Source organism: Kribbella sp. NBC_00359 (assembly GCF_036097425.1).
Lineage (GTDB): Bacteria > Actinomycetota > Actinomycetes > Propionibacteriales > Kribbellaceae > Kribbella.
This window is the reverse complement of sequence record NZ_CP107975.1, coordinates 5,152,282-5,171,333: the sequence shown is the minus strand read 5'-3', so window position 1 is coordinate 5,171,333 and position 19,052 is coordinate 5,152,282. Positions and strand designations below refer to the sequence as shown.

Below are 19,052 nucleotides of genomic sequence, written 5' to 3'. Positions count from 1 at the left end.
AGTCTGCATGGACAAGCTCAGCCGCAAGAACTTCCTCCGGCTCGGCGCCGGAGCAGCCCTCGCCCCGACCGCCGCCGGCCTCGTCGCCGGACCTGCTCTCGGCGCCGACCTGCCTGCGACCGCACCTGACGACCCGGGTCCGGGCTGGGGACAGGTCGGCAAGATCCTGCAGAACACTCGGCCACCACACTTCCGCCCGCGTGACTTCGTGATCACCTCGTTCGGTGCTGTCGCGGACAGCGCCACGGACGCCACCGCAGCCATCGCGGCGGCAATCGAGGCATGTCACCGGGATGGCGGTGGGCGGGTCGTCGTACCGGCCGGGACCTTCAGCACCGGCGCGATCCACCTCCAGTCGAACGTGAACCTGCACGTGTCCGAGGGCGCGACGTTGCTGTTCAGCACCGACCCGGCGCAGTATCTCCCGGTCGTGCTGACCCGCTTCGAGGGTGCCGAGTGCATGAACTACTCGCCGCTGATCTACGCCCGCGACTGCGAGAACATCGCCGTCACCGGCAAGGGCACCCTCGACGGCGGGGCGACCTGGGAGACCTGGTGGTCCTGGGTCGGTCCGTCCAGCCCCGACGCTCAGGCACTGCAGCAAATGGCGGAGGACGGCGTACCGGTGCAGGATCGCGTGTTCGGCGCCGGCCACTTCCTGCGGGCGGCCTTCATCGAGACACAGTCCTGCCGCAACGTGCTGATCGAGGACGTGACGATCCTCCGGTCGCCGTTCTGGGAGATCCACCCGGTGCTGTCGCGCAACATCACCGTGCGCGGCGTCCACGTCGACAGCCGCGGCCCGAACAACGACGGCATCGACCCGGAGAGCTCGCAGTACGTCGTGATCCAGGACTGCACGCTCGACTGCGGCGACGACTGCATCGCGATCAAGTCCGGCCGCGGCGCCGACGGCCTGCGGGTCAACGTGCCGTCGGAGAACATCCTGATCGAGAACTGCACGCTGAACATCCGGTACGGCGCGATCACGATCGGCAGCGAGATGACCGGCGGCGTGCGCAACGTGTTCGTCCGCAACTGCACGATCGGCAGCCCGAACCTGTACTTCGGCCTCTACATCAAGACCAACTCGGTCCGCGGCGGCTACGCCGAGAACATCTACCTGGACAACCTGCAGATCTCGAATCTCACCAAGGAGGTCGTCTCCTGCAACTTCTACCGCAGCGAGGGCGACACCGGGCCGTTGACGCCGCGGGTGCGCAACGTCGAACTGCGCAACATCACCGTCGGCCATGCCCGCAACGCGTTCTCGATGTTCGGCTACCCGCGCTCACCGATCCAGGACTTCCGGCTGATCGACTGCACTTTCACCAGCATCGACGACGTCAGCGAGATCCAGGACGTCGACATGTCGTTCCGCAACTTCACCGTCAATGGCCCGCGGATCACCGATCCGGCGCAGCTGCTGTGACGGCCGGCTGGTCGGACGCCGACCGCATCCGGGCCGACGTCCGACCACCGGTCTTTCCCGATCGCGACTTTCCGATCACGACGTACGGCGCGACCGCGACCGACGCCACGGAGGGGATCGCCCGCGCGATCCGCGCGTGTCACCAGTCCGGCGGCGGCAGAGTCGTCGTACCACCGGGGACCTGGCAGACCGGGGCGATCCACCTGAGGTCGCACGTCAATCTGCACGTGTCCGAGGGTGCGACCCTGCTCTTCAACACCGATCCGTCGGACTACCTGCCTGTCGTCGAGACGCGCTATGAAGGCCTTGAGGTCTACAACTACTCACCGCTGATCTACGCGAACGGATGCACCGACGTCGCCGTCACCGGGTCGGGCACGCTCGACGGTCAGGCGGGCTGGGACAGCTGGTGGGGCTGGTTCCACGAGTGTGACGAGGACTTCGCGCAACTCCGGCAGCAAGCGTGTTTCGGCGTACCCCTGGCGGAGCGGGTGTACGGCGATGGGTATCACTTGCGCTCGAGTTTCGTCCAGCCGTACGACTGCACCAACGTCCTGATCGAAGGTGTGACAATCGTGCGGTCGCCGTTCTGGCAGGTCCATCCGGTCCTGTGCCGGAATGTGACCGTGCGGGACGTGGTGATCGACTCGCAGGGACCGAACAACGACGGCATCGACCTGGAGTCCTGCCGATCGGTGCTGATCCGCGGCTGCACGATCGACGCCGGCGACGACTGCATCGCGATCAAGTCCGGCCGGGAGGCGGACGGGCTGCGGGTGAACGTACCGTCGGAGGACATCCTGATCGAGCAGTGCGTGCTGCGGGTCAAGTACGGCGCGATCACGCTCGGCTCGGACCTGACCGGCGGCATCCGGAACGTGTTCGTCCGCGACTGCGTGATCGGCGGGCCGTCGCTGTACTTCGGTCTGTACATCAAGACCAACTCGATCCGGGGCGGCTTCGCGGAGAACGTCTACCTTCGTGATCTCTCGATCTCCAACCTGGCCAAGGAGGTTGTCCAGTGCAACTTCTTCCGCGGCGAGGGTGACACCGGCCCACTCACGCCGTACGTCCGGAACGTCGAGCTGCGCGGTGTCACCGTGCAGCACGCCCGGAACGCGCTGATGCTCCGCGGCTACCGCCGCTCGCCGATCGAGGACTTCCGCCTGATCGACTGCAGCTTCACCGTCGACGCGCCCAGCACGGTCCAGTACGCCGCGCTGAGCTTCGATCGGGTGACCGTCAACGGGCACCCGATCACGGACGTACACCAGCTCCGTTGACTCAGGGCAGGTGGGCGCAGTGGATGTCGAGGTCCCACAGGATGACGGACAGCGCATAGGGGCTGATCGTGTGCTCGCCGTGGGTGGCATCCTCGAGCAGCTCCCAATGCCCGTTCGACTCGTTGCTGACGGCATCTGTCCCGATCACGGCGATCCGCTGCCGGACCGCGGCCTCGTAGGAGCGGTGGCCGACGCCGTTGAAGCAGCACTCGTCGAAGCGGTTGAGGATCTGGAGCTGCCGTCGATGCGGCCCGGTCGCAGCCAGCGCGTAGAGGTCCGGGAAGTCGGCCAGGCCGTAGAACCCGGGCTGCATGTCCTGCCGCTGCTCCCAGTCACCCCGCGTCGGGCTGGGCTTCGGTGAGCCGGGCCGGACGAAGAACGGCAACGAGCCGGCGGTCGGGTAAGACCGGGTGATCCGCGGGTCGAGCGCCGGGTAGATCGTCGTCGCCCAACCACCGCCGGACAGGCCGACCATCTGCACCGACGGCGGCCGGTATGTCGCCTGGACGTGGTTCATCGCCACCGCGAGGGGCTCGAGGAACAGGGCGAGCGGTGAGTACGCGGCGGACTCCCACTGCGGGAGGTCGTTGTGCGACGGCTGTTGCATGACCGACGGGTCCGCCGGATCCTGCAGGGTCTTCGGGTTCCAGTGGTAGAAGGGCATCGCGAACAGCAGGACCGTGTAGCCGTGGTCGAGGAGCCCTTGGGCGACCCGCTGCATCGTGTCGAGTGGTTCGCCGTGGCCGTTGTGGTAGAACGCGACCCGGCGGTGGTTGCTCTGGGCGGGCTCGAGTACGAACACGGAGGCGACGTACCCGAAGGGCATCTCCACCTCGAGCCGGTCGTAGCGCCGTACGCCGGTGAATGGTGGCAACTCGGCCGGGACACCGACATCACGTCGTACCGTCGGGAGACCGGTCGGGAGCACGCCGGTGTCCTTCCAGACCTGCGCGACGAGCTGCGGGCGCAGGGCATCCGCGTCGGCGGCGGTGTGGATCTTCATCAGGTCCTCGACGTCGACGCCGACGACCACCTCGGGCAGGGTCTTGTACGCCGCACTGTGCGCGGCGGCGATCTCCGCGTTCACCGGCGCGACCGGGCGCGGCGGCACCCGGCCCGCCGGGGCCGTGCCGGCAGCGGGCGTGCCGGCAGCGGCGGTCGCGGGCCAGCCGGTCGCGGTGGTTGCGGTCACGGCGAGAGCTCCTCCGAGAACGGTTCTACGGTTGACTGGGCTCATCCTTGTTCACCTTTCGGGGCGGGGACAACCGGGTGCCAGCCGCCGAACACCGCGGACGGGTCGCGCAACCGCGCCGCCTCGTCGTCGCTGAGTTGGCGGGAGCACGCCAGTCGGGCACTGGTGTCGAGCGGGCGGCCGGCGAGATCGGTGCTGTGGTACTCCCAGAACCGGACCTGCCCGGCGGCCGCGCAGTCGTTGGGGCTCGTGATCTGCCAGCCGGCCTGCTTCACGTGGCCGTCCATCGCCGAGTCGATGAAGACCACCTGGCTGGTCGGGAAGCGGCTCAGCTCGACCCGCCCGAGGAACACGCTGTCGTCGGGCGCCTCGGGCCCACGGGTCAGCCGGACCCGGACGAAGATGTTGCCGGGACCGTTGTCGCTGTTGCGGACCTGGTTGTAGTAGCCCTCGTGCAACGCCTTCAGCTCCGAATCCTGGACGAAGACGCCGCCGGTCCCCCAGACGAAGTCCACGTCGCCCTCGACGTAGCTGCCGGTCACGAAGGCCTGGCCCTGCAACCGCAGGCTGTCCTGGTACCCGAGGATCCGGACCCGCGCGAGGACGATCCGGTTGCCGTTGCCACGGAACGCCTCGGCCTGCGAGCCGCGGTACGGCGTCAGGTTCTGCACGGTCACGTCCGCCAGCGTGAAGTCGTCGGCGTCGACGCCCATCGCGGACCGCCAGCAGTTGAAGCGGTCCGGCTGGTCCAGCACGCGCCGCGGGCAGTACGCCTGCTCGATCGGGACGTTCGCCATCGCGTAGTCGCCGTTCAGCAGGTTGTTGTTCGGGTAGCCGATGACCGTGCGGCCGGCACCCGCGCCGACGACCGTGATCCCCGGCTTCGTCTGCGGCACGTAGACGAGCTCCCGGTAGAGGCCCGGTGCCACGTCGATGCGTGCCTTGTGGCCCACCGCAACGAAGTCGATCGCGCCCTGGACCGTGCAGAAGTCCTCGCCCGGGCCGACATTCAGCCTGCTGTCCGTCCTCGGGTCCTGTTTGGTCCGGAGCCTCCAGGTGCCGATCCCCGGATTCCCGACCACGAACCCGGGATCGACCGTGACGTAGTACACCTGCCCGGGCGCCAGCCGCTCATGTGGATGGATCGAGACGGTCCGGCCGTCGACGACCACCGGCTGGTAGGTCCACGTGTGCAGCTCGCCGAAGTCCGAGCGCGCTCCGCCGATGAAGCGCTGGTACGACGTGAGGTCCGCGAGGTCGATCGTGTCGACGACCTCGCCGCCGGCCCGGTGGATCTGCAGCTTGCCGCGCACACCGAGCCGGACCGGCCCGTTGAAGGTCATCGTCAGCGTGGTGTCCGAGCAGGTGGCATCTGCCGTAGCGTGTGGCGACAGCTTCGCGGCGGCCGTGTCCCCCGGGTGCGTGGAGTGCCAGCCAGTGAGGTGTTCGAGGACCGCGGTCAGCTTGGCAGCGGTGACCTGGTGACCCTTGACGCTGGGATGCGTGCTGCCGTTGAAGTCGTCCGGCCCCAGCCATCCGGTGGTATCGACGTACACGATCTTCCGGTCCTTCGCGGCGGCGACCGCGGCCTTGATGTCCGCTGCGTGCGTGCCGTTGAAGGGGCGGAGGGCAACGATCAGGGTCTCCGGGTCAGCTGCCCTGATCTTGCTGAGGTAGGCGAGGTACGCCGGAGTGAACTCGGCGCTCGAGTACGACGCGTCGTTCGTGCCGAAGTTGACCACGACGACGCCCGGGTCGGAAAGTGCGGCCGGGAAGCCGGCCAGGTCCCAGCCGAAGGACTCGGCCGCGGTGCCGACGTTGCCGTGGCCGGGCTGCAGGATGCCCTGCTTGCCGAAGCCGACTTGGTTCGTGTCCGCGCCGAACGCCTCGCCGACGAGGTGCGGGTAGCTCTTGGTGCCGTCGGCGCAGTCGCTGCCGAGCTCCGGACAGAGCGCCATCACGCCCTGGGTGATCGAGTCGCCGTAGAACTCGATGCGATGCTCGGCGGTCGTCGGCAGTGGGATCAACTGGGCGGCGGGCGCGAGCTCGATCTTCTCGAGGACGATGCCGGACTGGAGCGGCGTGGTCCAGCGGTTGGCGTACTCGTCGACGTCCTTGACCAGGATCTCGGCGGTGTGCGCGACCTTGGGGTCGAGGTTCTCGGCGAAGATCTTGTGGTCCTCGTCGACCTTGACCAGGACGGGATCTCCGCTGTCGATCACGACGTACAGCTGGGCCGGGTTCGTGATCGAGGCGGTGTCGAACCAGGCGCCTAGGTGGTCGCCGGTGAAGCGGAAGCGGAGCGAGGACCCGGAGTTCACCGTGATCGCCACGTCGTCGTCTCGCCCCCAGTGCCCGTCCAACTCGATCCGCGGGTCGAACGGGCCGAACGTCGCCGGGTTCGCCGCGGCGGTCGCCGAGGTCGCCGTACCTGCGGAGGTGAGCGCACAGGCAACGAGGACAACTGCGAAGAACAGGCTGGACAGGCGGTTTCTCACGGTGGTCTCTCCTCGCACGGACCGCCGTGGCAGAGTGCCCGGGGCGGTGGGCGGGTAATCCTTTTCCTCGGCTACCGTCGCAGCGTGGCGCGGCCACGTCAAGACCTTGCCGTGCGGAAGTTCGGCGAAATGGGAAAAGGTTTACATCACTGCGCTGACAGCGATCGCGGCGCGGACGTGGTCCAATGATCCGGTGAGAAAGCCGACCAGGGACCGTGCGACGACCGTCCGTGCCACGATCCACGACGTCGCCCGCCTCGCCGAGGTGTCGACGGCGACGGTGTCCCGCGTGCTGAGCGGCGGCAAACCGGTCTCGCCGCAGGTCGCCGAGCGGGTCCGCGCAGCCGCCCAGGAGGTCGGCTACCAGCCGAACCCGGCGGCGCAAACGCTTCTCCGCGGCAGCAGCCGGACCATCGGCGTCGTGGTGCCCGACCTCGGTAACCCCTACTTCGCGGAGATACTGAAGGGCATCGCGGCCGAGGCGGCCGCCGACGACCACCACACGCTGGTCGCCGGCACCGAGGAGGATCCGGAGCAGGAGTACCGGTCCGCGCTCGAACTCGCCCGCTGGGTCGACGGCGTGCTGCTGTGTGCACCACGCATGAGCACGTCCCGGCTCAGGGAGGTCGCGGAGGCGGCCCGCCGGCTGGTGCTGATCAATCGGGTACTGCGTCACCCCTCGGTGGGCTCCGTGGTCGTCGACTATCACCTCGGCGTACGCGCCTTGTGCGAACACCTCATGTCGCTCGGCCACCAGCGGATCGCCTACCTGGAAGGGCCGACGGCCGCCTGGTCCGACCAGCAACGACAACGCGGCTTCCGTGCACCCGAGGCCGCTGGGCTGACCGTCATCCGCATCCCCTGCGGCTCATCCCTCTGCGACGGGCATGCGGCCGTCGACGAGGCACTCAAACACAAGCCAACTGCTCTGATCGCCTTCAACGACCACGTAGCCGTAGGCGTCCTGAGCCGCCTCCGCGAACTCGGCATCTCGGTCCCCGACGACATCTCGGTAGCCGGCATCGACAACGCCCCGATGAGCGCCCACACCGACCCCGGCCTCACGACGTACGCCGTCTCGACAGTAGAACTAGGCCGCCAAGCCTGGGCTCGCTTCACCCCCAACCCCTCACCCACCACCACCCATCTCTCCGGCGAACTAGTACTCCGAGCCTCCACCTCCCGTCCCCCACGCCGCCGCCCTCGAAGCTCTTAGGACGCGGGTTGGCAGAGGAATGCTTCGACTGCGTTGGCGAATTCGATGGGCTGGTCGAGAGGCAGGAGCGTGTAGCTGTTCGGGATGACTGTGAGCCGGCCCTGCGGAAGTAGGTCTGCTAATCGGCGTCCGTGGTCTGGCGGCATGACCTTGTCGTCGGCGGCCCAGATGACCAGGGCCGGACGGTCGAACTTCGCCAGGTTCTCAGATGCCGCCGCCAGGGTGGGGCGGGCTTTGGCCAGTGATCGCAGGAGCTGTACGGCGTCTCGGCGTACGGCGGCGTCGTGGAGAACCGGGTCGAGCCAGCCTCGGACGACCGGGTCGCCGCGTTGGGTCAACCAGCCGAACGCTATGGGCGAACGTCGTACGACGCGCAAGCGCAACTGCTGCATGAAGACGCCGAACAAAGCAGGTGGGAGTCGGCCGGCGGTGACGATCGTGCGGCCGGTCAGACCTGGTGGGAAGTTGTCGAAGGCCTCACATGATGCGAGGACCAGTCTGTCGATGCGGTCGGGGTAGTGGCGGACGACGACCTGTGCGAGAGCACCGCCGGTGTCGTTGCCGACGAGCGTGACTCGATCGAGGCCCAGGCGGTCGAGCAGTTCGACCACCGTGGCGGCCAGTCCGTCGAGCGAGAGACCTCCTTGGTTCGTCAGCGGGTGCCTGTGTGCCCCGAGTGGCAGGGTCGGCGCGATGCAGCGGAACCGTGCGGACAGGCTCGGGATCACCTCGTCCCACAGCGTTCGATCCATCAGCAAGCCGTGCAGGAACACGACGACCGGCCCGTCGCCGCCGGTGTCGACATACTCCACAATTCCTGACGACAGCTCCGCGGTCCACAGGTCACTCACACAGAAAGTGAACCACGCGGTTCACATCCTTGTCCAGGCCCACTTCACCCATGCCGGACGATGACGCGGGGGTCCGGGGCTTCGACGATGGCTACCTGGCAAGAGTCGTCGGTCTTGCGCCGAGCGTGCGTGGCCTGACCTGGGGTGCCGTGATCGGACAGGGACATGACGGAGCGACGCGAGATCTACGAAACGCTCGATCTGGCGTTGCGGATCGGCGAGGTCCTTCTGACGTCCGGGGCCGGAGCGGCTGATGTGGCGGCCACCATGCTGGCGGTGACCCAGGCGTGCGGGGTGCGCCACGTGACCGCGGACGTGACCTTCGTAGACCTGACGCTGCGCCACCAACCCACCAGTGACGAGCCGGCCGCCATTCAGGTTCGCCGGGTGACCCGGCGCCCGGTCGACTACGCGAACCTCATCGAGGTCAACGAGACGGTGAACAGCCTCGTCGCCGGAGCTGTCACCCGGGGCGAGGCGCGTGACCAGGTCGCCCGGATCGTGTCCACCGGGCACCACCGACGCCGCTGGGCGGTGACCATCGGCTGGGGCGTGATGGGAACCGGCATCGCGCTCACTCTGGGCGGCGGCCCGGTCGTGTGCCTGCTCGCGTTCCTGGCGGCCTGCGCGATCGACGGGACCCAGTTGTTGTTGCCCCTGCACCGCATCCCGGCGTTCTACCAGCAGGCGGCGGGGGGTTTCGTGGCCACGCTCGTAGCGGTGATCGCCTCGGCCACGAAGCTCGCGGTGGACCCGTCTCGCGTCGTCACAACGGGGATCGTCATGCTCCTGGCGGGAGTCGGCATCATGGGTGCCACCCAGGACGCGCTGACCGGCTTCCCGGTCACGGCCAGCGCCCGGTTGATCGATGCCGTGCTGAACACGGCGGGCATCATCGCCGGGGTGGGTGCCGGGCTCACTGTCGGCGACATGCTCGGCGTGGGCCTGACCACCTTCACACCAGGCGCGGCCAGCCCGGCGGAGGTCGGGGTCACCGTGTTCGGCGCCGCCCTGGCCGCCGCGGCCTTCGCGTTCGCGTCGTACGCACCGCTGCGCTCCCTGATAGCGGTGGCCCTGGTTGCGGCGCTCGGACAGGGGGTTCTGCTGGCCGTCGACAGGTCGGAGGTCGGCCGGACCTGGGGTTCGGCGGTTGCTGCCGTCACCATCGGCGCGGTCTGCTACCTCGTGGCCGGGCGGTTCCGGGTCCCGCCGCTCGTCGTGGTGGTCCCTGCGATCGTGCCGCTCCTGCCGGGACTCGACATCTACCGGGGGCTCGCCCTCTTCGCGGAGGGTAAGGACGGCGTCCTCGAGTTGGCCGCCGCGCTCGCCACCGCGCTCGCGCTCGCGGCCGGCGTGATCCTCGGTCAGTACCTCGCGCAGCCGCTCAAGCGTGAGGCGCGCCGATTGGAGACCCGGCTCGCCGGCCCACACATGGTCGGCCCGTTGCGACGCCGCGCCGACAAGGACACCTAGCCCGCAGCCCCGGGCAAAGGTCGAACAGGTCAGGCCACCTGGGAGCGGTTGTGGCGTACCCAACGGTCGCTGACGATGACGCCGGCAGCGATCGCCAGGGCGACGGTCGGGACCTGGAGGGCGAAGTCCGACAGGTTCTGCAGCCCGGTCACGATGTCCCCGCCGAGGAGGGCGGTCGCGCCGCGGACGCCGACCCCGCCCACGGTGAGGACGAAGAACCCGCCCAGCAACAGAATCAGGCGCGGCGGCCGTTGAGGGTGGGCGCCTACCAGGTTGCCGCAGGCACCGAGCACGGTACCGGCCACGAGCGTGCCGATGACCGCGCCCGCGAGACGGGTCACTCCCTGCTGGAGCAGGAACGTGCCGATCACGCCCGGCACCAACCAGACGAGCACTCCGGGTTCGGCGTTGAACGCGAGCACCAGGCCCACGGAGAACACCACCCACCCGGCCAGGACGACGACGAAGGAAAGCTCCGGCGGGGGCAGTTTCTCGGCGAGAGCGGCTCCGTTGCCGGTGACACCGGTTGCCGCGACGATGCCGATCACGATCAGGCCGAGGGTGAGGAACCCGAACACGAGGCGCACCGCGCCGGCGGTGAGGCGGCCGCCCAGGAGTTCCTCGGCGGCGGCGGACAGAGTGTCGCCTGGGACCACGATGAACAGGGCCGGCAGCACCATGAGCGTCACGCCCGTCGTCTGGGCGAGGCCCGACATCACGGTGAGGCCGAGCGTGGTGACGATGAAGGCGCCGAAGAACGGGAGCAGCCCTTCGAGGGGACGCCCGGCGGAGAGGATGACGAGCGCGCCCATGACCAGCCCCAGGATGGCGGCCGCGCCCGCCTCGCTCCAGGTCGCCACCACGCTCGGGGCGAACCCCGCCGCGAACAGCGCGACCCCGAGGATCCGCGCCCACGCGGGCCAACGGGGCTTCGACTGCGCGATCGCGTCGAGACGACGGCACGCCTCGTCGGGGTCCATCGGCTGTCGCTGCACCTGGACGAGAAAGCGCTTGATGGCGGCCACCTGGTCGAGCCGGAAGATGCCGGGGGTCGCCCTCACCACCGCCGCCCGTCCGACCTCCCTGGACGACCGCTCGGTGAGCAGGATCTGCTCGGGAAGGACCACCAGGTCGACGTCGAGGCCGTACGCCGAGGCCGCCTTGGTGACCGAATCCTCCAGCGTCTCGACGCCCTCGGCACTGGACGCCAGGGCGAGCCGGGCGACGCGGACCACGACGTCGAAGCCGGTCACGGAGCCGCCGACGTCTCAGCTGTTCAGGGAGGCGTAGTGCCGAAGGAAGAGTGCCTCGGTCAGGGCCATGGCTTCGATCTCGGTCGGGTCCACGCTTTCGTTGGGGGCGTGGATGAGGGCCAAGGGTTCCTCGACTCCGATCAGGATGAGCTCGGCGTCGGGGTAGGTCTCCTCGAACACGTTGCACAGGGGAATCGATCCTCCCTGTCCGAGACTTGTCATCGGTTGGCCGTAGGCCTCCTGCATGGCCTTGGCCATCGCCCGGTATGCCGGGCCGTCGGTGGATGCCTCGAACGGAGCACCGCTCGCCTCGACCTCGACCGTGACATGCACCCCCCACGGAGCGGCAGCGTTCAGGTGCTCGATGAGGGCACGCTGCGCGACCTCGGGTGCTATGCCGGGCGGGATGCGCAGGTTCAGCCGTGCCGAGGTCCTGGGGACCACGGCGGCAGCCGAGCCGACCACCGGTGGGCAGTCGATACCCAGGATGGTCACCGCCGGCCTGGCCCACAGCATGTCGGACACGCTGCCGTCGCCGAGCAGCGAGACTCCGTCCAGGACCCCGGCGTCCGCGGCGAACTGCTCGGGCGGGTACGGCGCGCCCGACCAGGTGCGGGTGTTGTCCAGCCCCGTGATGGTGGTGTTTCCCTCCCCGTCACGCAGCGAGGACAGCATCGCCACCAGGGCGGCGAGGGCATCGGGGGCGGCGCCGCCGAACATCCCGGAGTGGATCTCTGATGCGAGGGCCTCGACGGTGACGACGACGTTGACCATGCCGCGCAGGCTCACGGTGGCCGCCGGGTGGCCGACCGCGGCGTTGCCGGTGTCGCAGACGAGGATCGCATCGGCACGGAGGAGGTCGGCGTGCTCGGGGACGAATGCCTCGAGACCACCGGTGCCCTGCTCCTCGGAACCCTCGACGACCAGCCTCAGGTCCACCGGGACTTCGTCTCCGAGTGCCCGCAGAGCGGCCAGGTGCATGACGATGTTGCCTTTGCAGTCGGCGGCCCCGCGGCCGTACCAGCGGCCGTCGACCTCGGTCAGCTCGAACGGAGGCGTGTGCCAGGCGGCGTCGTCGAGCGGGGGTTGTACGTCGTAGTGGGCGTAGAGGAGCACGGTGGGAGCGCCCGCCTGGGTGCACTTCCTGGATCCGACGACCGCCATGCTGCCGTCCGCGGTCTCTTCGAGATGGGCGTCGGTGAATCCGATGTCCGCGAACCTCTCCAGCACCCACTGGGCGGTGCGCTCGCACTCCGCGGCGGGGTACTGGCGGGGATCGGCCACCGATCGCAGTGCGACGAGTTCGGCGAGCTCGTCGCGTGCCATCGGCATCAGGTCCGCGATGCGCTGCCGCAGGTCCTCCATGTCAGTCGCCCAGCACGTCGTCGGTCTTGAGGTCGTCGACGAACCTCTGGAAGTCGTTCAGCTCGTTGGGACAGTAGATCTGGATGATCAGTAGCTGGCCCTTGAGCGCCCGGCTGTCGACGATGACCGGCCTGGCCCCCGGGCCCGCGGCGCCGTTGGCGAGTTGGGTGAACAGCACGGCCCGGCCCAGCGCGTTGTTCGGGTCCTCGCAGGTCGCGCCTCCGTCGGTCCCGAGCACGCGCACGATCTGGTCCTTGTCAGGGGTGCGGGATCCGGTCGCCGCGAGCGCGGCGATCAGCTTGTCGGCCTTCTGGCTGGCCTCGTTGGTCTGCTTCTGGGAGCGGAAGGTGAGCAGCCCCACGATCAGCAGGACGCCGAGGATGACACAGGCAGTGATGTAGATCCACGAGCGTTCGCGTGCGGGCTGGGTTTCGACCGGTGTGGTCATGACGGAGTCACCGCCTCGGGCTCAGGCTGCTTCCAGGAGGGTTTGCGCAGCCGGTAGAACAGGAACGGCACGAGCAGGCCGAGACCCAGCGCGCCGCCGCCGACGATCAGGAGGTACACCCAGGGGTTACCGGACTCGAACTGCGACGGAGGAATGAATCCGACCAGCAGCGCGGCGAGCGACGCGGCGAACCCGACGCCGCACAGGCCGACCAGCATCGGTGCCCGGTAGCCACGGGCGTGGTCCGGGTCCTTGCGGCGCAGCTGGACCGCGGCGACGAACATCAGCAGGTACATGATCAGGTAGACCTGGGTGGTGATCACCGAGAAGATCCAGTACGCGCTCGACACGTCCGGGATGAACGCGTACGCGAGGCCGATCAGGGTGGTGAGGAGGCCCTGGACGACCAGGATGTTCTGCTGGACGCCGTTCTTGTTCAGGCGCTGGAGGTACGGCGGGAGGTAGCCCTCCTGGCGGGAGATCAGCAGCAGGCCCTTGGAGGGTCCGGCCAGCCAGGTCAGCATTCCGGCCACGGATGCGGTGACCAGCATGATCCCGACGATCGGCGTCAGCCATTGCCAGCCGAAGTTCGCGAAGACCGCGTCGAAGGCCTGCATGACACCGGCGGTGAGCGAGAGCTCCTTGGCGGGGACGATCCAGCTGATCGCCAGCGCGGGCAGGATGAAGATCGCCAGCACCAGGCCCATCGCGAGGAAGATCGACTTCGGGAACTCCTTGGCCGGCTTCTTCAGCGACGACACGTGGACGGCGTTCATCTCCATGCCGGAGTAGGACAGGAAGTTGTTGACGATGAGCACGAGGCTCGACAGGCCGGCCCAGGCCGGGAAGATGTTGTCGGCGGTCATCGGTGCGGCCGAGGGGTTGCCCTGGCCAAGGAAGACGATGCCGAGGGTGACCAGGACGACGCCCGGGATCAACGTCCCGATGATCAGACCGCCGCTGGCCAGGCCGGCCACGCCCTTGGTGCCGCGCGAGGAGACCCAGACGCCGGACCAGTAGACGACGATGATGACCGCCGCGGTCCACACACCACTTGTGGCCAGCTCTGGGTTGAACACGTACGCGAGGGTGCTCGCCACGAACCCCAGCAGGCTTGGATAGTAGAAGATCGTCATCGCGAACTGGCACCACACAGCCAAGAAGCCCATCGGCTTCGAGATGCCCTCGGACACCCAGTGGTAGACGCCGCCGTTCCAGCCGGACGCCAGTTCCGCGGACACCAGTGACGTGGGCAGCAGGAACACGACGGCGGGTAGCAGGTAGAGGAAGACGCACGCCAGGCCGTAGACCGCCATCGTCGGCGCCGCCCTGAGGCTGGCCACCGAACTCGTCGTCATCATCGCCAGCGCAACCCACGAGATCCACTGGGTGCTGGCGCGTGTGCGTCCAGCGGCAACGGCTTCCGTGCCGTCGGCCGGTACCTCAGCTGCGCTCATGACATTCCTCGAGGTAGAACTCGTACATCCATGAGAGAGAGCCTCCGCAGCGGGCCCCAGTAAGTAGGCCACCGATGACAGTCTGGAACCGGCCTAGCTTCCCGAGCCTCATCCGCGGAGGATGACCTCCGGGTCGACGGCACGTCACCCCGACAGCCGCCCTGATGAGCCGGCTCCGATGGATCCTCCCGGATACAGGCTTCGCCTTCAGCCTTGTTCTGGGCCGGCTCGCCGGGCTGTCGCCGAGGTTGGCAGGGTGTGGGTGTGGGCGGCCGCTGCCGCGGCGGCGTCGTTCAACGTGCCGGTCGCCATGCGGTGCCGGCCGATCACGAACACCATCAGAACGCCGATGAAGCTGAAGATCGCCATCATCCAGGAGGCCGCGGCCAGGCCCGAGGCCAGAGCATCACCCTGCGACTTGCCGTCGGCGGTCTGGTTGCCGATCACCGTGCCGTAGATGGTGGCGGCCAGAGCGGTGGCCACCGCGGCTCCGACGTACCGGGCCATATTGGAGACACCGGAGGCGCCGCCGACCTGCTTCTCCGGTACCGACGCCGTCGCCGCCGACGACGACGGGCCGTTGGACATTCCCATACCCACGGCGATAGCAACCAGCGGCAGCACGAACGCGGCGTACGTCCACGAAGCGCCCACGAAGCCCACGATGACGAATCCGAGCGTGGTGAGGGCGAAGCCGGCGCCGATGGTCTGCCGGCCTCCGAACTTCGCCGCCAGCCGCGGTACGAAGGGCGCCACGACGACGAGACCGACGGTCGCCGGCAACGTCGCCACGCCGGCCTGGAGCGGGCTGAAGTCCAGGGCGGCCGGATCCTGGAAGTACAGGCTGAGCAGGTACATCAGCCCGTTGATCGTGCCCGCACCGATGAGAATCGCGATGGTCGAGCCCACCAGGACGCGGTTGCGCAACAGCGAGAGGTCCAGCAGCGGTACGGCGACCCGCCCCTCGACGGCGATGAACGCGTATCCGGCCGCGATCGAGATCGCGAAGCAACCCAGGGTGCCCCAGGAGATCCATCCCCAGTCGCTGCTCTTGGTGACCCCGAGGATGAGCGGCGTCAGCGTCAGCGCGATGAGCACGGTGCCGGCGTAGTCGATCGTCCTCGGCCGATCCGGGTCCCTCGACTCGCTCACCGTCGCCGCGGTCAGCAGCATGCAGAGCACCGCCACTCCGGCGTCGATCCAGAACAGCCCCTGCCACCCGCTGACCTCGACGAGCACGCCGCCCAGCAACGGACCGGCGGCCGCGCCGACGGCCGCCGCCGCGCCCCACAGCGACACCGCCCGCAGTTGCGCGGCGCCCTCGTTGGCGACCGTCAGCAGGCTCAGGCCGCACGCGAGAATGGTTGCCCCGGCCGCACCTTGGATGACACGTCCGGCGATCACCATCCCGCCGGACCCGGCGAGCGCGATCAGCACGCACGACGCGACGAACAGCAGGAGGCCGAGCTGGAAGATCCGCCTGCGGCCGAAGACGTCACCCAGCGAGCCCGAGGTGACGATCACGGCGGCACCGACGAGTGAGTAGCCGGTCACCGCCCACTGCAGCGTCTCGACCGAAGTGCCGGTGTCGTCCGAGATGGCGGGAAGGAGAATGCTGACCGCCGAGGTGTTCGCATTCACCACGAGCGTCGAGATGCACGTTGCCGCGAGCACCCCACCCGCCCGGCTCTTGACCTGCACGGCGTCGCTCATACCCTCTTCCTTCCCGTGACCGGGCCGAGGCCGATCGAGCCCGAACCAACGGTAGGCGGGGTGCCCCTCGGCAGCCTCACCCGCTGCGGACGAGCCCGGGGTTTACAGGTGATCCGATAAGCCCGTGTTAGAGCGCCCGGGCCGTGAAGGTGTACCGGCCCGATCCGACCCGGCAGACCAGTTCGTTGTCGGCACGGCCCACCACGTCCACATCGACTGGAGAAGCCCCAGCCAACTCCACGCCGGACTCGCGGACCGAGTCTGGGTGGGCGGTTGGGACGTGGATGGTTGCGACCGCGCCCGGGGGCACGACCACGTCCAGCTGGATCTCGTCGTCCAACAGCTTCCAGTGGGTTGAGACTTGGCCGGTGGGGGTGTTGTAGGAGGCCTGGGCCCAGGTCAGGCGGCCGCCTGGGCGGGGGCGGATCACCAGGTGCTGGAACGCGATCGAGTCCGGGGACTGGCTGATGCCGGCGACGTCGGCGTACAGCCATTCGCCGACCGAGCCGAGGGAGTAGTGGTTGAAGGAGTTCATCGCGACGGGGCCGAAGCCGTTCTGCTCGGTCCAGCCGTCCCAGCGCTCCCAGATCGTCGTCGCGCCGTGCTTGATCGAGTAGCCCCAGGACGGATACCGGTCGTCGTGCAAGAGCTCATAGGCCAGGTCGGCGTGCCCATACCGTGTCAAGATCGGGCAGAGCAACGCGACTCCGGCGAAGCCCGTGGTCAGGGATCGGCCACGACGCTCCAGATCCGCGACCAGGTGCTTCACCGCCGCCTGCTCGGCCTCGTCCGGGAGCAGCCCGAACGCCAGCGGCAACAGGTATCCGGTCTGCGTGTCACCGCGAACCTTGCCCTCGGCATCGACGAACTCCGTCACGAACGCATCCGCGATCCGCCCCCGCAGTTCGCCGTACGCCGCCGCTTCGTCCTCGAGACCGAGGACGAGGGCGGTCGCGGCGGTGAACTCGGCACTGCGAGCGAAGTACGCCGTGGCGAGGACGTCCCGGTCGGTGCGTACGCCGACCTGTAGCCAGTCGCCGTAGTGCCCGCTGGTGCGGTTCCGCCAGATCAGATCCGGGTTGGCGCGGTGCACGTAGTCGACCCAGCGGCGCATCGCCGGCCATGCGGACCGCAGGACGCGTTCGTCGCCGTACATGCGGTAGAGCGTCCACGGGACGATGGTCGCCGCGTCGGCCCACGCCGGTGTGCCGTGCCGGCCGGTGATGACGTGCGGGATGACGTCCGGTATCGCGCCCTCATCGGTCTGCGCCACCGCCAGGTCGCCGAGCCAGTTGTCGAAGAACGTCAGTACGTCGGCCTGGTACGCAGCGGTCGGCAAGAAGATCTGCGCATCCGCCGTCCAGCCCAGCCGCTCGTCGCGCTGCGGGCAGTCGGTCGGAACGCTGACGAAGTTGCCGCGCTGACCCCAGTGGATGTTGCTCAGCAGTTGATTGACGCCGGGGTCCGAGCACTCGAACCGTCCGGCGACCGGGGTGTCGGAGTGCAGTGCCCGGCCGGTCACATCGTCAACCGTCAACTCACCCGGGTAGCCGTCGACCTCGACATACCGGAAGCCGTGCACGGTGAAGATCGGCTCGAAGAACTCCTCGGCGGCGCCGGCGCTGACGAAGTAGTCGGTCGCGTCGGCGGTGCGGAGGTTGGCGGTGTAGAGCTCGCCGTCGGACTCCAGCATCTCGCCGTGTCGCAGGCGGATCCGATCGCCGGCGGATGCGTTGCGGATGCGCAGTCGGACCCGGCCTGCGATGTTCTGACCGAGATCGACGATGAACCGACCGGGGCCACGCGGTGTGACTCCGACGGCCGGCAGATCCTCGGTCACCCGGACCGGCTCGGTGGGCGCCGCGATCAGAGTCGACAGGTCGGCGCCCATGTCTCCGGCCGGCGCCCAGTCCGTGGCGTCGTACCCGGGACTGGACCATTCGCCGAGCTCGAGCCGGGCGTCGTACGACTCCCCCATCAACAGATCGGCGAACCTGAGCGGTCCGACCCGTTCCACCCAGCGCCCGTCGGTCGCGACCACTGTGCGCGATCCATCTGGATGGTCGACCACGAGTTGAGCGAGCAGTTGCGGCTTCTTGCCGTAGTGGTGCGCGTGGCTGCGGGTGTCCCAGCCGACATATCCGGACCACCAGCCCTCACCGAGCACTGCGCCGAGTACGTTCTCCCCCTCGTGCAGCAGGTGCGTGACGTCGTACGTCTGGTACGCGAGGCGCTCGCGGTAGTCCGTCCAGCCCGGTGTCAGCTCGTCGGTGCCAACCCGTTGGCCGTTGGCGCTCAGTTGATAGAGGCCGTGGGCTGTCGCGTAGACGCGAGCCCGGACCACCGGTTGCGGAAGCTCGAAGGATCGCCGGTAGTAGCGCGGTGCGGCGATCGTTGCCTGACGCACCGTCCTCGGCTCCGCGCGGTCGACCGGCGGCTCGAAGTACGGATCGGTCTCGTAGTCGTGCTCGATCCAGTGCACCTCCCACTCCTCCGCATGGAAGATGCCGGTGGCAAACGTCGCCGACGCCTCGGCGTGCTGCCCCGCCGAGTCCCGGACCTCCAGCCGCCACACGTAGTCAGTCTGCGACGTCAGCGGTGCACCACCGTGGTCGACGTACGTCTGCTGCTCGGATCGCCACCCGCTGTCCCACACCTGTACGCCGTTGCGCGCCAAGCGGACTCGGAACGCCTCCTGCCGATCTCCACGCACCGGTGACGCGAGGCGCCAGCTCAGCCGCGGTCGGGCGGTCCCGATGCCGAGTGGGTTCACCCGGTGCTCACAACGCAGGTCGTACGGCGTCAGCGCCGGAACGCTCGGTGGATCGGTCAGCACCCAGCCAGTTGTCACCAGGACCACTCCGTCTCGTG

Annotated in this window: 13 protein-coding genes; 4 read left to right on the top strand and 9 right to left on the bottom strand. The window is 68.6% G+C overall.

Annotated features, from left to right (window positions below; genetic code table 11):
- The first annotated feature begins 7 nt into the window (after window positions 1-7).
- Both OG876_RS25405 and OG876_RS25400 read left to right on the top strand, forming a co-directional pair.
- On the top strand, window positions 8-1,432 hold the full coding sequence (locus OG876_RS25405) for a glycoside hydrolase family 28 protein (protein WP_328519138.1): 1,425 nt from the start codon (window positions 8-10) through the stop codon (window positions 1,430-1,432).
- Window positions 1,429-2,715: a glycoside hydrolase family 28 protein gene (locus OG876_RS25400; RefSeq protein WP_328519137.1), complete on the top strand. Its 1,287-nt coding sequence runs from the start codon at window positions 1,429-1,431 to the stop codon at window positions 2,713-2,715. Before OG876_RS25405 ends, OG876_RS25400 begins: the two co-directional genes overlap by 4 nt.
- 1 nt (window position 2,716) lies before the next feature.
- Here OG876_RS25400 and OG876_RS25395 read toward each other — a convergent pair whose 3' ends face one another.
- Window positions 2,717-3,907, bottom strand: coding sequence for a hypothetical protein (locus OG876_RS25395; protein WP_328519136.1), 1,191 nt, complete (start codon window positions 3,905-3,907; stop codon window positions 2,717-2,719).
- Between the two features lie 41 nt (window positions 3,908-3,948).
- Entirely contained in the window at window positions 3,949-6,405 is a 2,457-nt protein-coding gene (locus OG876_RS25390) for a pectinesterase family protein (protein ID WP_328519135.1), read from the bottom strand.
- Between the two features lie 193 nt (window positions 6,406-6,598).
- Between OG876_RS25390 and OG876_RS25385 the strand changes: the two genes are divergently transcribed.
- A complete protein-coding gene (locus OG876_RS25385; protein ID WP_328519134.1) occupies window positions 6,599-7,621 on the top strand; it encodes a LacI family DNA-binding transcriptional regulator in 1,023 nt (340 codons plus the stop codon).
- Here the strand turns inward: OG876_RS25385 and OG876_RS25380 are convergent.
- Window positions 7,618-8,472 carry an alpha/beta fold hydrolase gene (locus OG876_RS25380; RefSeq protein WP_328519133.1) on the bottom strand — a complete coding sequence of 285 codons (855 nt, stop codon included), beginning with the start codon at window positions 8,470-8,472 and terminating at the stop codon, window positions 7,618-7,620. The two genes, OG876_RS25385 and OG876_RS25380, sit on opposite strands and share 4 nt — an antisense overlap.
- A 165-nt stretch (window positions 8,473-8,637) precedes the next feature.
- On the opposite strand from OG876_RS25380, the gene OG876_RS25375 reads away from it, so the two are divergent.
- Window positions 8,638-9,945, top strand: coding sequence for a threonine/serine ThrE exporter family protein (locus OG876_RS25375; protein WP_328519132.1), 1,308 nt, complete (start codon window positions 8,638-8,640; stop codon window positions 9,943-9,945).
- A 29-nt stretch (window positions 9,946-9,974) separates the two neighbouring features.
- Here OG876_RS25375 and OG876_RS25370 read toward each other — a convergent pair whose 3' ends face one another.
- The 6 genes from OG876_RS25370 to OG876_RS25345 form a co-directional block, all read right to left on the bottom strand.
- Window positions 9,975-11,198 carry a threonine/serine ThrE exporter family protein gene (locus OG876_RS25370; protein WP_328519131.1) on the bottom strand — a complete coding sequence of 408 codons (1,224 nt, stop codon included), beginning with the start codon at window positions 11,196-11,198 and terminating at the stop codon, window positions 9,975-9,977.
- A 15-nt stretch (window positions 11,199-11,213) separates the two neighbouring features.
- Window positions 11,214-12,563, bottom strand: coding sequence for a dipeptidase (locus tag OG876_RS25365; RefSeq protein WP_328519130.1), 1,350 nt, complete (start codon window positions 12,561-12,563; stop codon window positions 11,214-11,216).
- A 1-nt stretch (window position 12,564) separates the two neighbouring features.
- The gene (locus OG876_RS25360) at window positions 12,565-13,011 is read right to left on the bottom strand and encodes a hypothetical protein (protein ID WP_328519129.1); all 447 of its coding nucleotides are present in this window, start codon (window positions 13,009-13,011) and stop codon (window positions 12,565-12,567) included.
- On the bottom strand, window positions 13,008-14,468 hold the full coding sequence (locus tag OG876_RS25355; RefSeq protein ID WP_328519128.1) for an APC family permease: 1,461 nt from the start codon (window positions 14,466-14,468) through the stop codon (window positions 13,008-13,010). The genes OG876_RS25360 and OG876_RS25355 overlap by 4 nt, the downstream gene beginning before the upstream one ends.
- A gap of 207 nt (window positions 14,469-14,675) precedes the next feature.
- Window positions 14,676-16,181 carry an MFS transporter gene (locus OG876_RS25350; RefSeq protein ID WP_328519127.1) on the bottom strand — a complete coding sequence of 502 codons (1,506 nt, stop codon included), beginning with the start codon at window positions 16,179-16,181 and terminating at the stop codon, window positions 14,676-14,678.
- A gap of 127 nt (window positions 16,182-16,308) precedes the next feature.
- Complete coding sequence (locus tag OG876_RS25345) at window positions 16,309-19,032, bottom strand: alpha-L-rhamnosidase (RefSeq protein ID WP_328519126.1); 2,724 nt, start codon at window positions 19,030-19,032, stop codon at window positions 16,309-16,311.
- Between the last annotated feature and the right edge of the window lie 20 nt (window positions 19,033-19,052).

Coding starts and splice junctions, on each gene's coding strand:
- OG876_RS25355 (WP_328519128.1), bottom strand. CDS start 14,468: ATGAGCGCAGCTGAGGTACCGGCCGACGGCACGGAAGCCGTTGCCGCT.
- OG876_RS25365 (WP_328519130.1), bottom strand. CDS start 12,563: ATGGAGGACCTGCGGCAGCGCATCGCGGACCTGATGCCGATGGCACGC.
- OG876_RS25350 (WP_328519127.1), bottom strand. CDS start 16,181: ATGAGCGACGCCGTGCAGGTCAAGAGCCGGGCGGGTGGGGTGCTCGCG.
- OG876_RS25405 (WP_328519138.1), top strand. CDS start 8: ATGGACAAGCTCAGCCGCAAGAACTTCCTCCGGCTCGGCGCCGGAGCA.
- OG876_RS25375 (WP_328519132.1), top strand. CDS start 8,638: ATGACGGAGCGACGCGAGATCTACGAAACGCTCGATCTGGCGTTGCGG.
- OG876_RS25360 (WP_328519129.1), bottom strand. CDS start 13,011: ATGACCACACCGGTCGAAACCCAGCCCGCACGCGAACGCTCGTGGATC.